Genomic DNA, 14,010 nt, shown 5'->3' on the forward strand with positions numbered 1-14,010 from the left:
GCGAAGGGCGGGCCCGAGCATGACCTACACCGTCACCACCATGTTGTCGCGGTGGATCAGCTCCGGCTCATCGACGTAGCCGAGCGCCGCCTCGATATCACGACTGGCACGTCCGCAGATCAGTCGCGCCTCGTCGGCGGCATAGTTGACCAGACCGCGCGCCACCTCGATCCCCGACGGATCCCGGCAGACGACCATCTCCCCGCGGGAGAAGTCACCCGCCACGGCCACCACGCCGACCGGCAGCAGGCTCTTGCCGGACGCGCGCAGGGCTCGCGCAGCGCCTTCGTCGAGGGTCAGCGCGCCACGGGTCTGCAGGTGGCTGGCCAGCCACTGCTTGCGCGCCGCCAGGGGCTCCTGATCGGGTACGAAGAGCGTCCCCAGCCCTCGCTCGGCTTCGACCAGACGCTGGATCACCCGTGGCTCATGCCCGCTGGCGACCACCGTGTAGGTACCGGAGCGGGCGGCCCGCTCAGCACCGCGGACCTTGGTCAGCATGCCGCCACGGCCCAGGACCCCGGCAGTGCTGCCGCACAACCGCTCGAGTTCCGGGTCGCCGGCACGGACTTCATCCAGCAGCGCGGCGTCGGGATGCGCACGCGGATCGCGGTCCATCAGGCCGGGCTGATCGGTCAGGACCACCAGCGCCTCGGCCTCCACCAGGTTGGCGACCAGCGCAGCCAGGGTGTCGTTATCACCGAAACGGATCTCATCGGTGACGACCGTATCGTTCTCGTTCACGACCGGCACCACGCCGAGGCGGAGCATCTCGCGCAGCGCGCTGCGGGCATTGAGGTAGCGGCGTCGATCAGAGAGGTCGTCGTGGGTCAGCAGGACCTGGGCGGTTTGCAGTCCGTGCCGCGCCAGGCCCTCGGCCCAGGCGTGGACCAGGCCACTCTGCCCGATGCCGGCCGCAGCCTGGAGCTGATAGACGGCTCGCGGCCGGTTGCGCCAGCCCAGCCGCTGCATCCCCTCGGCCACTGCCCCCGAGGAAACCAGGGTCACCTGGCGTCCGGCCTTGCGCAGTGCCGCCACCTGATCCGCCCAGGCGCTGATCTGCTTATGCGCCAACCCCCGCCCGTTGTCGGTGATCAAGGCACTGCCGACCTTGATCACCCAGCGCTGGGCCTGGCGCAGCGCCTCACGTCGCCCCACCTTCATCCTCCCTGCGTCGCGCCTCCAGGTCCCTCATGATATCCCCACAGAGCCGATCTACCCCTTCGCCGGTCAGCCCCGAGATGCCGTAAGCCGGGCCGTCCCACGCCAGGCCCCGGGCGATCTCCGCTACCCGCTCCTCGCGCACCTCCTCGGGCAGGGCGTCGAGGCGATTGACCACCAACCAGCGCGGCTTTTCAGCCAGCTCGGGGCTGAACGCCTGGAGCTCGGCGAGCAGGGTTTGCGCCTCGGCCACCGGGTCACCGCCACGCTCCTCCTCGGCCACCCCGTCGACCAGGTGCAAAAGCAAACCGGTCCGGCTCAGGTGCTTGAGAAACCGCACCCCGAGTCCGGCCCCCTCGGCCGCCCCCTCGATGATGCCGGGGATGTCGGCCACCACGAACGAGCGCTGCGCCTCGTAACGGACCACGCCCAACTGTGGATAGAGGGTGGTGAAGGGGTAATCGGCGACCTTCGGGCGAGCGGCGGAGATGGTGCGGATCAGGGTCGACTTGCCCACGTTGGGCATGCCGAGCAGCCCGACATCGGCCAGCAGCTGAAGCTCCAGACGCAGCTCCCGAGACTCCCCGGGGGTGCCGTCGGTGGATTGACGCGGGGCGCGGTTGGTCGAGCTCTTGAAATGGAGGTTGCCCAGCCCGCCACGTCCGCCGGCGGCCACCATCAGCCTCTCGCCGTGGCGGGTAATGTCGCCGATGACCTCGTCGGTGCCTTCGTCCATGACCAGGGTGCCGACCGGCACCGACAGGACGCGGTCGACACCCGAGCGCCCGGTGCACTGCCGGCCTGCGCCAGCCTCACCGCTCTCGGCACTGAAGAAGCGATCGTGACGGTAATCGACCAGGGTGTTCAGGCCTTCGTCGCCCTCGAGGTAGACACTGCCGCCGCGGCCGCCATCGCCGCCGTCAGGCCCCCCCCGGGGCACATATTTCTCGCGCCGGAAGTGGACACAGCCGTCGCCGCCGTCCCCGGCGCGGACGACAAAGGTGACTTCATCGACGAATCGCATGCTCGGCCTCTGCGCTGTAGCGCGTCCGTATACAAAAAAGCCCCGCTCCATGGCGGGGCTTTACGGGTCCGGAATGGGTCGCCGCCCTTAGACCGCTTCGATTCGCACCCGGCGGCGCTGGGCCGGCCCCTTGCGCTCGAAGACAACCCGACCGTCGCTCTTGGCGAACAGGGTGTAGTCCTTGCCCACCCCGACGTTCTCGCCGGCGTGGAAGTGGGTGCCGCGCTGGCGGACGATGATGCTGCCCGCAGAGACCGCCTCACCGCCGTAGCGCTTGACGCCCAGACGCTTTGACTGAGAGTCGCGACCGTTCTTGGTGCTGCCGCCCGCCTTCTTGTGTGCCATGCCTGATGCCCTCCGTCAGCCGGCGTTGATGCCGGTGATCTTGACCTGGGTGTACGGCTGCCGATGACCGTGGTGGCGACGATAGCCCTGCCGCCGCTTGAACTTGGTCACCTCGACCTTGCGATGCCGGTCCTGCTCAAGGACCTCGGCCTTCACGCTGCCGCCCTCGACCTGCGGCGTACCGATCTTGACCTCGCTCCCTTCGCCGACCATGAGGACATCGTCGAACTGCACGGTCTCGCCGACCTCGGCCGGGAGCTTCTCGACTCGCAGCACGTCTCCTTCCGAGACCCGGTACTGCTTTCCGCCGCTTCGGATCACCGCGTACATCGGCGTCTTGCTCCTGTCTACTCTGATGGCTACGGGCCGCCGCTCGATTCGACACGATCACCGCGCCTGACCCCGGGGCCGCTTCCGGGCCGTCGAACGATTGGGGAGAGGCGGGCGTGGTGGCTGCGGTCGATCCGCGGCGCCTTGGATTGTCTGGTCGGGGTGGCAGGATTTGAACCTGCGGCCCCTGCCTCCCGAAGGCAGTGCTCTACCAAACTGAGCTACACCCCGTGTGCAACCTGTTACGCTGTCCGGGATACCGAGTTGCGGGCCAAGTGTACCAGCGCATCCCGCCAGGGACTACCCGGAACCGCTGAGGTGAGCTGCTCGATGGCCTGCTCAACCTCAACCTCAGCGAGGCGCCTAGTATATTCAGCCGATCCGGTCTTTTCAATCGCCCGGCCGACGGCTTCCATCTGATCCAGCCCACCGGCCTCGATGGCCTCCCGGATCAGGTCACGGTCCGCGGGCTCACCCTCGCGCATGGCGTGGATCAGGGGCATGGTGGTCTTGCCCTCGGCCAGGTCGTCACCGATGTTCTTGCCGATCTCGGTGGCATCGCCGCTGTAATCCAGAGCATCGTCCACCAGCTGGTAGGCCGTCCCCAAGTGCCGCCCGTAGGCCGCCAGGGCCTCGCATCCGGCCTCGTCCAGTCCCGCGAGCACCGCTCCGTTCTGACAGCCGGCCTCGAACAGGGTCGCCGTCTTGCGGTAGATCACCTGCCGGTAATCGGCCTCAGTGAGATCCGGCTCGTGGACGTTCATCAGCTGCATCACCTCGCCCCGGGCGATGGTGTTGGTCGCCCGCGCCAGGATCCGCAGTACGGCCATGGAGTCGAGTTCGACCATCATCTCGAAGGCCCGGGTATAGAGGAAGTCGCCGACCAGCACGCTGGCCTCGTTCCCCCAGATGGTGTGCGCCGTCTGTTGGCCACGACGCATGTCCGAGCCGTCCACCACGTCGTCGTGGAGCAGCGTGGCGGTGTGGATGAACTCGATGATCGCCGCCAGCTGGACGTGATCCGTGCCCTGGTAGCCGCAGGCCCGCGCCGCCAGAAGCACGACCGTGGGGCGCAGACGCTTACCGCCACTGTTGACGATGTGGTGGGCGAGCTGGTTGATCAGAACCACGTCCGACGACAGCCGCGCCTGGATCAAGCGGTTGACCTCCGCCATGTCGTCGGCGGCGAGCTCACGGATTGCATCAAGGTTCATGGGCAGGATCTGCGCTCCGGGTCAGCCCCGCGGATGCTAGGCAGGGGGGCCAGGGGTGTCAAGCACGGCCGCGGCGACCGCGCCGGCCGCTGCGCCAGATCGAGACCAGCACCAGCAAGGCCAGCACCGGGGCCGCATAGACCGCCACCAGGGCTACGGTCGCCCCCAACTGGGGCAGCGGCTCGGGAATCGGCGGGGCCCCCAACAGGCTGTAAGCGGTGACCCGATCAAGCCAGTGGCTGATCTCGTCCGCACCGAGCGCCTGCTCGCCCCATCCGGCCGTCGGCAGCCCGTAGCGACCACCGACGACGGCGTAGACCAGCGCCGGCATCGCCCAGAGTATCCAGGCCAGGAATGCCCGAACCGCCGTTACCCGGGCCAGCCAAGGCCGCTGCCGGGCGACGTGAACGGCCAGTACACCGATCAGGGCAAACCCGGACCATACCGGCCACCAGGCGGGCCAGGCGGCGGCGATCGGCGCCGAGACCATGGGCCCGAGTGCGACGGTCACCACGGCCAGGATGCCGACGACGGACAAAACGGGGAGCATCCCGCGATGCATGCACGCCTCCTTGGGCCCCGCGGCGCGGCCAACGCCGCAGGACGCGTCGGTGGTTGTTAGGCTAGGGCGCCCGTGCGCCAGCCCGTTAGCCTACCGCAAAGCAGGAGCCAGCAGCGATGTTCAACGTAGCGACCCGCGGTTTCTTCAAGGGCATGAGCCCCCGGGTGACCGCCGTGTCCACCTTCCTTGTGGCCGCCTTTGCCCTGGCCGGAGCCGTCTGGCCGAAGCAGCTGGAGACGGTGGTCACCGGCTGGCGCGAGGCCTTGACCCCCTTCCTGCAGTGGTACTACGTGCTGGTCGTGGCCGCCTTTCTGCTGCTGGTGATCTGGCTGGGCACCGGGCGCTTTAAGAACGTGCGCCTGGGCCAGGACCACGAGGTGCCCGAGTTCCGAACCTTCTCCTGGCTCACCATGCTCTTCGCCGCCGGAATGGGCGTCGGCCTGATCTTCTGGGCGGTCGCCGAGCCCATCTCCCACTTCGACCGAAACCCGTTCACGGTCAGCGACGACCCGAGCGAAGCCGCCGACACCGCGCTACGCCTGGCCTACTTTCACTGGGGCCTCAACGGCTGGGCGGTCTTCTCGCTGGTCGCCCTCATCCTCGCCTACTTCAGCTTCCGCCGCGGGCTGCCGCTGACCATGCGCTCGGCCTTCTACCCGCTCATCGGCAAGCACATCCACGGCCCCTGGGGGGATGCCATCGACGTCCTAGCCGTGTTCGCCACGGTCTTCGGCATCGCCACTACGCTGGGGCTGGGCATCCAGCAGCTGAACACCGGCATCGGCGAACTCACCGGGATCACGGCGGGCACCACCGGTCAGATCGCCATCGCTGTCACGGTGATGGGCGTCGCCACCGTATCGGTGCTTTACGGCGTGCAGTCCGGGGTGCGCATGATCAGCGAGGCCAACTTCTGGATGAGCGCCGCGGTGCTGCTCTTCTTCCTGCTCTGGGGGCCGACCCAGTACCTGCTGGCGCTGATCGTGCAGTCCACCGGCGACTACCTGCAGAACCTCTTCACCCTCTCCTTCCATACCCACGCCAACGCCGAGGGCAACTGGCAGGCCGAGTGGACCCTCTTCTACTGGGGGTGGTGGCTGGCCTGGGCGCCCTTCGTCGGGATCTTCATCGCGCGCATCTCGCGCGGCCGCAAGCTGCGCGAGTTCGTCATGGGCGTGCTGCTGGTGCCGACCGGTATCACCATCGTCTGGATCGGACTGTTTGGCGGCAACGCCATCCACCTTGAGCTCTTTGGCCCCGGCGGGGTCACCGAAGCCACCCGCGAGGAGGTCAGCACCGCCGTCTTCCGCACCATCGAGCTGATGGACGTGGGCCTCTGGGGAGCGGCAGCGTCGGTGCTGGTGACCGTGCTCATCGGCACCTACCTGATCACCTCCGCGAACGCCGGCATCCTGGTCACCCAGACCCTGCTCTCCAACGGCTCGACGGAGATCTCCCGGCTGCACACGGTGATCTGGGGCACGGTCATCACCCTGGTGACCATCGTGCTGCTCACCGCCGGCGGCCTGACCACCCTGCAGGGCGCGGTCATCGCCGCTGCAGTGCCGTTCTCGTTCATCATCCTCGGGATGGTCGTGGGCCTGCTCAAAGCGCTGGAGGAGGAGCGCTTCGCACCGCGGCCCGGCGAACGCAGCGAACCGCCCATGGAACCGTGGGCGCAGGTGGAGTCGGACTGGCACACCAGCGACACCAGCACCGGCACGGCCACCGACCGGGTGGAGGGCTGATCCGCGGCCGGCGCCGCGCCGGCCGGCGCGGCGCTAGGCCTCCTGGCGTTTGGCGATGCGGTAGCGGACCAGGCGCACCACCAGCCAGATGGTGAACACCACCACCGGCACCGCCAGCCCCTGGGTGACCTCCACCCGGATCGGGGCACCGGCGTCGCGCGCCGCCTCCAGGACGTAGCTGATCAGCCCCATCAGGTAGTAGCTGATGGCCGCCACCGACAGCCCCTCGACCGTCTCCTGCAGCCGGAACTGCAGCTTGGCGCGGCGATCCATGGAGTCGAGCAGATCGCGGTTCTGCGCCTCCAGGGCCACGTCGATGCGGGTGCGCAGCAGATCGCCGGTGCGCGATATACGCTCGGAGAGCGACTCGCGCCGTTCGGTGACCGTGGCACAGGTGCGCATGGCCGGCACCAGGCGCCGCTCCATGAACTCCTGGATGGTCTGTACGCCCTGGATGCGCTGCTCGCGCAGCTCCTGGATGCGCCGTTCGACCAGCTCGTGATAGGCACGCGCCGCATGGAAGCGGTAGTTGGTGTTGTTGCCGATACGCTCCACCTGGGCGGCCAACTCCATCAGCTGACCGAGCAGGTGCTGCTCGTCACGCTCCCGGCTCGAGCCGGTCATGCGCTCAGTGATCCCGGCCAGCTGCTCCTCGAGCTCGTTGAGCTGAGGGTTGAGGCGCCGCGCCACTGGGAAGGCGAGCAGCGCCATCATGCGGTAGGTCTCGATCTCGAGCAGACGCTGGATGGCACGCCCGGCCTGGCGCTCGCGCATGTTCACATCGCGCAGGAGGATGCGCGAAAAGCCGTCATCGTGGATACGGAAGTCCGTCCACACCCGCGCCGCTCCGCCGGCGATCTGGCTGCCAACGATCGTGTTGTCGTTGAACAGCGCCACGATTCCGCTGCTGGTCCGCGGCTGCGACCAGGACGGCTCCAGCGCGAGATGGATACCGACCAGGCGCGGTCCGGGCAAACTGGCCAGCCAGTCCTCGGGCAAGCGTTCGATGGGTGGCCCCTCGAACGGGTGCTCGAACTCGTCCTCGACGATGAAGGTGTAGGTCGAAACCTCGGTGCGCCGCTCCCACTTGAGCCGAAAGGCGCCGAAGTCACGGGACATGTGCTGGGCATCCGGCTCCGGCGGCTCCACGCCGAAGCGCTCGCACAGATCCGCTACGGCCGCCCGATCGGCATCCGCGGAGTGGCGCCCGGAGAACATCCCCAGGTGACTGACCCGGGCCGGGGCCCGCAGGCGCTCATAGGGTCGGGCGTGAATCTCGTCGTTGACTTCCTGGCGCAGGGGGTGGTCGACGTAGGCCCCGGGGACGGGGTCACTGGCCTGGTGCCTTTCCGTTACGTTAAGGGTCATGCTGGCTGGCTTTCTCTGCATCGGGCATGCGGTCCCGACCGGGACCGGCTAGTGCAAGGGTATGGTATCCTCCCTCACCCGTGCCAGGGGGAATACCATGCGGGAACTCATCCTCGGCGGCGTCCGTTCGGGCAAGAGCCGTCATGCCGAAGAGCGCGCGCGCGAACTCAGCGACGATGTCGTCTACATCGCCACGGCCCGACCCCGCGGCGATGCCGGCATGGCCGAGCGCATCGCCGCGCACCGGGCGCGACGCCCCGCGCACTGGCAGACGATCGAGGCCCCGCTGGAGCTGGCCCGGGCCATCGAGGCGCACAGCGCCCCGGGCCGCGTACTCCTGGTCGACTGCCTGAGTCTATGGCTGACCAATCAGCTCGTCGCCGGGGACGGGGCCACCGAGGCAAACGTCACCAGCGAGAGCCTTGAGCAGGCACGAACCGGGCTGGTCGACGCGGTTGCCGCCGCAGGCGGCGACCTGCTGCTGGTCAGCAATGAAACCGGTCTGGGCGTAATGCCGATGAACGCCCTGGCGCGGCGCTTCTGCGACGAGGCCGGAGCGCTGCACCAACAGATGGCCGAACGCTGCGAGCGAGTGACCTGGACCGTCGCCGGCCTCGCACAGCCCCTGAAATAGAGTCGTCCCCCCGCGACGGGCTGACGCCGCCAAGAAGGGAATGAGGAGCGCAATCGTGAACCAACCGGAGTGGCTCGATGAACCGATCCAACAGACCCATCCGCATTACGCCCAGCAGGCGCGGGCTCGACAGGATCAGCTGACCAAGCCGCCGGGATCGCTCGGCCGGCTCGAAGAGATCGCCATCCAGCTCGCCGGGCTTCAGCAGACCCCGCACCCCGCCGTGGATCCGGTCCAGATCACGCTGTTCGCCGGCGACCACGGCATCGCCGAGGACGGCGTCTCCGCCTTCGACCCGGTGGTCACGCTGCAGATGATGGAGAACTTCTCCAACGGCGGCGCAGCCATCTGCGTGATGAGCGAGGAGATCGGCGCCCAGCTGGAGGTGGTGGATGTCGGCACCCGATGGCAGGGCGCGGTGCCGCAGGCGGTGCGCGACGAACGCATCGCCGCCGGCACGGCCAACATGCGCCGGCAGCCGGCGATGACCGACGAGCAGTTCAGCGCTGCGCTCACCGCCGGCGCGCGGGCCGTCGACCGGTCCATCGATCAGCACGGCACCCGGGTCTTTATCGCCGGCGAGATGGGCATCGCCAACACCACTGCGGCCGCCGCCGTGGTCGGCGCCCTGCTCAACAAACCGGCGCCGGGGCTAGTCGGCCCAGGCACCGGACACGATGCCGCCGGGCTGCGACACAAGGCGGAGGCCGTCGACGAGACCCTGGCCCTGCACCGAGAACAGCTCGGCGGACCGGCAAACCTCAGCGAGCCGTGGCAAGCCGGTCGTCGCGTGGGCGGCCTGGAGCTGGCCGCCATGACCGGTGCCTACATCCGCTGCGCCCAGCGCGGTGTGGTCATCCTCCTCGACGGCTTCATCAGCGGCGCAGCCGCCCTGCTGGCCGAGCGACTGCGCCCCGGCACCCGCGCCTGGATGATCCTCGGCCACGGCTCCGCCGAGCCGGGTCACCACCGCATCGTCGCGGCCCTCGGCGGGCGCCCGCTGCTCGACTTCAACATGCGCCTGGGCGAGGGCAGCGGCGCTGCGACCGCGATACCGCTGATGCGCATGGCCTGCGCCATCCACAACCGCATGGCCACCTTCGCGGAGGCCGGCGTAACCCCGGAGGGCAAAGGGTGAGACCCCCCATCGAAGGCCAGGAGACCTGGATCGATCTGATCCGCCACGGCGAGCCGGTGGGCGGCCGCCGCTACCGCGGCACCCAGGACGACCCGCTCAGCGAACGCGGCTGGGCGCAGATGCGCGCCGCCCCGCTCGAGCCCGCGGCGTTGACCCGGATCGTCTGCTCCCCGCTGCGCCGCTGCCGCGAGTTCTCCGAACGCTACGCCGCCGAGCAGGGGCTGCCATTACAGGTGGAAAACGGTTTCCAAGAGATCGGCTTCGGTGACTGGGAGGGCCTGACCCCGGCGGAGCTCTACGAGCAGGACCCCCAGGGGCAGGCCCGCTTCTGGGCCGATCCGCTCCACTATACGCCGCCCAACGCCGAGCCCATGGCCGACTTCCAGCGCCGCGTCATCGATGCCTGGGTGCGGCTGCTCGCAGAGCACCCCGGCGAGCACCTGCTGCTCGTCGGCCACGGCGGGCTGATCCGCGTGGTGCTGTCGCACCTGCTGGAGCTCCCGCTGCGCGGGTTCAACCGACTCTACGTGCCCTACGCCTCGGTCAGCCGGGTCCGTGTCGAGCCCGGCACCGATCCGACCCTCTACTTCCATAACCGCGCAACATCGGCGGAGGGGGAGCGATGACCGCCTTGCGACCGCTGCTGATCGCCATCGCCTTTCTCACGCGCCTTCCGGTGCCTTCGCTCGGCCGCATCGACGACGAGGAGAGTGGCGCCTCGCTGGTCGCCTACCCCCTGGTCGGGGCGATCATCGGCACCCTGCTGATTCTGATGGCCTTCCTGACCCAAGCTTTGCCTGCACTGCTCACTGCAGCCCTGGTAGTGGTGATCTGGGCGCTGCTGACCGGCGCATTGCACCTCGACGGCCTGGCCGACTCCGCCGACGCCTGGGTCGGCGGCATGGCGCAGCGGGAACGCACCCTGGAAATCATGAAGGATCCTTCCTGCGGGCCCATCGGGGTCACGGCGATCGTCGCCGTCCTCCTGCTCAAGGTGGCAGCGGTGGCCGCCCTGCTCGACGCCGGCGCCGTACTGGCCATCGCCACAGCGGCGGTTGTCGGACGCGCCGGGCTGACCCTGCTGTTCCTGACCACACCCTATGTGCGCCCCGGCGGGATCGGCGAGGCCCTGTCCCACTTCGGGCCACCCGGCGCCTCGCTGGGCAGTGCGGCCGTAGTCACCGCCCTGGCCGCCCTGCTCACCGGATGGGCCGGGCTGGCGGCGGTGGCCGCCGGGGCAGTCGCCCTGGTCTTGGCGCAGCACGCGATGTCACGGCGCCTCGGCGGGACCACCGGCGACACCGCCGGCGCCACCGTGGAGCTCACCGAGACCGCCGCACTGCTTGGCGCCGCCGCCGTGGCGGCGAGCGTCTAGGCCGCTCCCGTGCCGTTCCCCGCCCTGATCATCGGCGCGTGGCTACTCGACCGGGTTTTCGGCGAGCCCCGCGCCGGGCACCCACTGAACGGCTTTGCCCGGGTTGCCGGCTGGCTGGAGCGGCTGCTCAACCAAGGGCGCCTGCCCGACCCGGACCGGCGCAAGGCCGGCATGGTGGCGGTCGCCATCCTGGTCGCACCGGCCGTGCTGCTCGCCACCCTGCTCACGCTGGGGCCGCTCGGCTGGGTGGTGGAGCTGGGGCTGCTCTACCTCTGCCTGGGCAGCCGCAGCCTGCGCGAGCACGCCTTGGGTGTGGCGCAACCGCTGGCCCGTGGCGACCTGGCCGAGGCCCGCGCGGCGGTGGGCAGGATCGTCAGTCGGGATGCACAGTCCATGGACGCCGAAGACACCGCCCGCGCCACCACCGAATCGACCCTGGAGAACGGCAACGACGCGGTCTTCGCCACCCTCTTCTGGTTCCTGGTCGCCGGCGCTCCGGGGGCAGTCGCCCACCGACTGATCAACACCCTGGACGCCCTCTGGGGTTACCGGACCGTGCGCTTCAACGACTTCGGCTACGCCGCCGCCCGCCTGGACGACCTGCTCGGCTGGATCCCGGCGCGCCTGACGGCGCTCACCTATGCCCTGGCGAGCCTGCGCCCGCAGGCGGTGTGGGCTGCAGTGCGCAACCAGGCCCCGCAATGGCCCGGCAGCAACCCGGGCGTGGTCCTGGCCGCCGGCGCCGCGGCCCTCGATACCACCCTCGGCGGCGCGGCCGTCTACAGCGACGGCGTCCGCCAACGCCCCACGCTGGGTAGCGGGCATCCGGCGGACGCCAACACCATCGAGGCATCAGTGGCGCTGGTGGAACGCGGGGTGCTGATCTGGATCGCGGCGGCGATCGCCCTGTGGGCGCCCTCCCCGCTGATCCCCTGAGGGGTCGTTGATGAGCGAAGCACAGCACCTGCCCGACACGCTGGAGCACGGCGGCAACCTCGCCGAGGCGACGGCGCGCTTCGGCGAGCCGCCGGGGGGCTGGGTGGACCTCTCCACCGGCATCAACCCGACCCCCTTCCCGCTGAGCGCCGCCCCGGCGGCCACCTGGCACCGGCTGCCCGAGGCCGACGGACTCGAGGCGCAGGCCGCGGCGCACTACGCCGCCGGCAACGGCGCGGCCCTGGCCCTGCCCGGCTCCCAGGCCGCCATCAGCCTGCTCCCGGCTCTCCACTCCCCAGGAAACGTGGCCATCCCGGCGCCGGAGTATGCCGAGCATGCGCGGGCGTGGCAGCACTGGGGCCACCGCGTCGAGCGCATCACCGCCGAGCGGATCGCCGCCGGGCCACCCACGCCCCCGCCCTGGCACACGCTCGTGCTGAGCCATCCCAACAACCCCTCCGGCACCCGCTACCCCGCCGCCACCCTGCTCGCCTGGTGCGATGCGCTGGCCGCCGGGGGCGGGCATCTGATCGTCGACGAGGCGTTCTGCGACGCCGAGCCGGAGACCTCCCTGGCCCCGGCCGTCGGCCGCCCGGGCCTGATCCTGCTGCGCTCGCTGGGCAAGTTCTACGGCCTCGCCGGCGCCCGGGTCGGCTTCCTGCTCGGCCCGGAGGGGCTGCGCCAGCAACTGGCCGGGGTGCTCGGTCCCTGGCCTCTGGCCGGCCCGGCCCGCCATGCCGCCGGGCAGGCCCTGGCCGACGAGGCCTGGCAGGCGGCCCAGCGACGCGCCCTGACGGCGGCGACGCAGCGGCTGGATGGGCTGCTGACCGCCGCCGGGCTGGCACCGGCGGGGGGCACGGCGCTGTTTCGCTGGGTCCCCTGCACCGCGGCGCGGCGCTACCAGGCGCTGCTGGCCCGGGCCGGGGTCTGGGTCCGCGCCTTCGATGAGCCGGCGGGACTGCGCTTCGGCCTGCCCGGCACCGAGGCGGCCTGGCAGCGCCTGGCGGCAGCGCTGCAAACCCTCGCCGCCGACTGATGCGACGCGGCCCTACAGCCCGCAGCGATCCGGTCGATAACCTGCCCAGCACGATTTTTGATAAATTAGCGCGGTTTCGCCGCAGGCCGCGTCCGGCCCAGCGCGGGCGAAGCGCGCCGCCGGCACCAAGAGAGGATCGATACGCCCATGGCCACGACCGAAGCCGCCCAGGCCGCCACACCCCGGGTTGCCGTCATCGGCGCCGGCGGCTGGGGCCGCAACCTGGTCCGCAACCTCCATGAGCTCGGCGCCCTCCACGCGGTCGTCGAGGTCAACGCCGAAAACCTGCGCCAGGTCCAGACGATCTGCCCCGACGTCCCCACCTACACGGACACCGCGGCGGCGCTGGCCAACCCGCAGCTCGACGCCGTCGCCGTCGCCACCCCGGTGGCGACCCACTACGAGGTGGTCCGCCAGGCCCTGGAGGCCGATAAGGACGTCTTCGTCGAGAAGCCCCTCACCCCGGACCCGAGCCAGGCCTGGCACCTGGTGGAACTGGCCGAGCAGCGTGGGCGGCTGCTCATGGTCGGCCACCTGCTGCTCTTCCAGCCGGCCATCCAGTGGCTGCGCGACGACCTGGCCGCCGGGCGCATCGGGCAGGTGCACAGCGTCCATCAGGAGCGTCTGGGCCTGGGGCGGGCGCGCGACTACGAGAACGCCCTGTGGTGCCTGGGCACCCACGACGTGGCCGTGCAGCGCTTCCTGCTGCCCGGGCGAACGCCCCGCGGCATGCAGGTCCACGGCCAGTGCATCCTGCAGCCGGGCATCGAGGACGACGTCTACCTCCACCTGAGCTACGACGACGGCCTGCAAAGCCACCTGCACTGCTCCTGGCTGTGGCCGGAGAAACGGCGCAACCTGGTCATCGTCGGCAGCGAGGGGATGGTGGTCTACGACGAGATCAACCAGGTGGTCACCCACCACCGCAAGGGCATCGACGGCCACCTGGACAACATCGACGAGGGCGCCGAGACCATCCACCAAGGCCACGGCCAACCCCTGCGCCTGGAGCTGGAGCACTTCCTCGACTGCCTGCGCCACGGGCAGACGTGTCAGTCGGACGGTCGCTTTGCCGCCGGCATCGTCGACCTGCTGGCCGAGGCCACGGGGCGCCTGAGAAACGCAGAGAACGCATAGGAGCT

Annotated in this window: 15 protein-coding genes and 1 tRNA gene; 8 read left to right on the forward strand and 8 right to left on the reverse strand. The window is 70.0% G+C overall.

The window, feature by feature from the left end:
* Positions 1 to 24: 24 nt before the first annotated feature.
* The 7 genes from proB to CCR79_RS09955 form a co-directional block, all read right to left on the reverse strand.
* A complete protein-coding gene (proB, locus tag CCR79_RS09925; protein ID WP_201171677.1) occupies positions 25 to 1,161 on the reverse strand; it encodes a glutamate 5-kinase in 1,137 nt (378 codons plus the stop codon).
* The gene (gene cgtA / locus CCR79_RS09930; RefSeq protein WP_201171679.1) at positions 1,142 to 2,182 is read right to left on the reverse strand and encodes an Obg family GTPase CgtA; all 1,041 of its coding nucleotides are present in this window, start codon (positions 2,180 to 2,182) and stop codon (positions 1,142 to 1,144) included. Before cgtA ends, proB begins: the two co-directional genes overlap by 20 nt.
* A gap of 87 nt (positions 2,183 to 2,269) precedes the next feature.
* The gene (gene rpmA / locus CCR79_RS09935) at positions 2,270 to 2,527 is read right to left on the reverse strand and encodes a 50S ribosomal protein L27 (RefSeq protein ID WP_201171682.1); all 258 of its coding nucleotides are present in this window, start codon (positions 2,525 to 2,527) and stop codon (positions 2,270 to 2,272) included.
* Positions 2,528 to 2,542: 15 nt separating this feature from the next.
* Positions 2,543 to 2,857 (reverse strand): 50S ribosomal protein L21, encoded by a 315-nt coding sequence (gene rplU / locus CCR79_RS09940; RefSeq protein ID WP_201171683.1) that lies wholly within the window; start codon positions 2,855 to 2,857, stop codon positions 2,543 to 2,545.
* A 154-nt stretch (positions 2,858 to 3,011) separates the two neighbouring features.
* Positions 3,012 to 3,088 (reverse strand) — tRNA-Pro (locus CCR79_RS09945).
* A gap of 11 nt (positions 3,089 to 3,099) precedes the next feature.
* Positions 3,100 to 4,071, reverse strand: a complete 972-nt coding sequence (gene ispB, locus CCR79_RS09950; protein ID WP_201171684.1) for an octaprenyl diphosphate synthase — start codon at positions 4,069 to 4,071, stop codon at positions 3,100 to 3,102.
* Positions 4,072 to 4,129: 58 nt separating this feature from the next.
* On the reverse strand, positions 4,130 to 4,633 hold the full coding sequence (locus CCR79_RS09955) for a hypothetical protein (RefSeq protein ID WP_201171685.1): 504 nt from the start codon (positions 4,631 to 4,633) through the stop codon (positions 4,130 to 4,132).
* 116 nt (positions 4,634 to 4,749) lie between these two features.
* Here CCR79_RS09955 and CCR79_RS09960 point away from each other — a divergent pair, with 116 nt between their 5' ends.
* Complete coding sequence (locus tag CCR79_RS09960; protein WP_201171686.1) at positions 4,750 to 6,381, forward strand: BCCT family transporter; 1,632 nt, start codon at positions 4,750 to 4,752, stop codon at positions 6,379 to 6,381.
* A gap of 33 nt (positions 6,382 to 6,414) precedes the next feature.
* Here the strand turns inward: CCR79_RS09960 and CCR79_RS09965 are convergent, their stop codons facing one another.
* A complete protein-coding gene (locus CCR79_RS09965; RefSeq protein WP_238634521.1) occupies positions 6,415 to 7,749 on the reverse strand; it encodes a DUF3422 family protein in 1,335 nt (444 codons plus the stop codon).
* Positions 7,750 to 7,846: 97 nt separating this feature from the next.
* On the opposite strand from CCR79_RS09965, the gene cobU reads away from it, so the two are divergent.
* From cobU to CCR79_RS10000, 7 genes are all read left to right on the forward strand, one after another.
* Complete coding sequence (gene cobU / locus CCR79_RS09970) at positions 7,847 to 8,383, forward strand: bifunctional adenosylcobinamide kinase/adenosylcobinamide-phosphate guanylyltransferase (RefSeq protein WP_201171687.1); 537 nt, start codon at positions 7,847 to 7,849, stop codon at positions 8,381 to 8,383.
* 40 nt (positions 8,384 to 8,423) lie between these two features.
* Positions 8,424 to 9,521: a nicotinate-nucleotide--dimethylbenzimidazole phosphoribosyltransferase gene (gene cobT, locus CCR79_RS09975; RefSeq protein ID WP_207189817.1), complete on the forward strand. Its 1,098-nt coding sequence runs from the start codon at positions 8,424 to 8,426 to the stop codon at positions 9,519 to 9,521.
* On the forward strand, positions 9,518 to 10,147 hold the full coding sequence (locus tag CCR79_RS09980) for a histidine phosphatase family protein (protein ID WP_201171691.1): 630 nt from the start codon (positions 9,518 to 9,520) through the stop codon (positions 10,145 to 10,147). Before cobT ends, CCR79_RS09980 begins: the two co-directional genes overlap by 4 nt.
* Positions 10,144 to 10,896 (forward strand): adenosylcobinamide-GDP ribazoletransferase, encoded by a 753-nt coding sequence (locus tag CCR79_RS09985; RefSeq protein WP_201171694.1) that lies wholly within the window; start codon positions 10,144 to 10,146, stop codon positions 10,894 to 10,896. Before CCR79_RS09980 ends, CCR79_RS09985 begins: the two co-directional genes overlap by 4 nt.
* A gap of 9 nt (positions 10,897 to 10,905) precedes the next feature.
* On the forward strand, positions 10,906 to 11,832 hold the full coding sequence (gene cbiB, locus CCR79_RS09990) for an adenosylcobinamide-phosphate synthase CbiB (protein WP_201171696.1): 927 nt from the start codon (positions 10,906 to 10,908) through the stop codon (positions 11,830 to 11,832).
* Between the two features lie 10 nt (positions 11,833 to 11,842).
* Positions 11,843 to 12,868 carry a threonine-phosphate decarboxylase CobD gene (gene cobD, locus CCR79_RS09995; RefSeq protein WP_201171698.1) on the forward strand — a complete coding sequence of 342 codons (1,026 nt, stop codon included), beginning with the start codon at positions 11,843 to 11,845 and terminating at the stop codon, positions 12,866 to 12,868.
* Between the two features lie 147 nt (positions 12,869 to 13,015).
* Complete coding sequence (locus tag CCR79_RS10000) at positions 13,016 to 14,005, forward strand: Gfo/Idh/MocA family protein (RefSeq protein WP_201171699.1); 990 nt, start codon at positions 13,016 to 13,018, stop codon at positions 14,003 to 14,005.
* Positions 14,006 to 14,010 lie beyond the last annotated feature (5 nt).

The organism is Halorhodospira halophila, from assembly GCF_016653405.1.
Classification (GTDB): domain Bacteria; phylum Pseudomonadota; class Gammaproteobacteria; order Nitrococcales; family Halorhodospiraceae; genus Halorhodospira; species Halorhodospira halophila_A.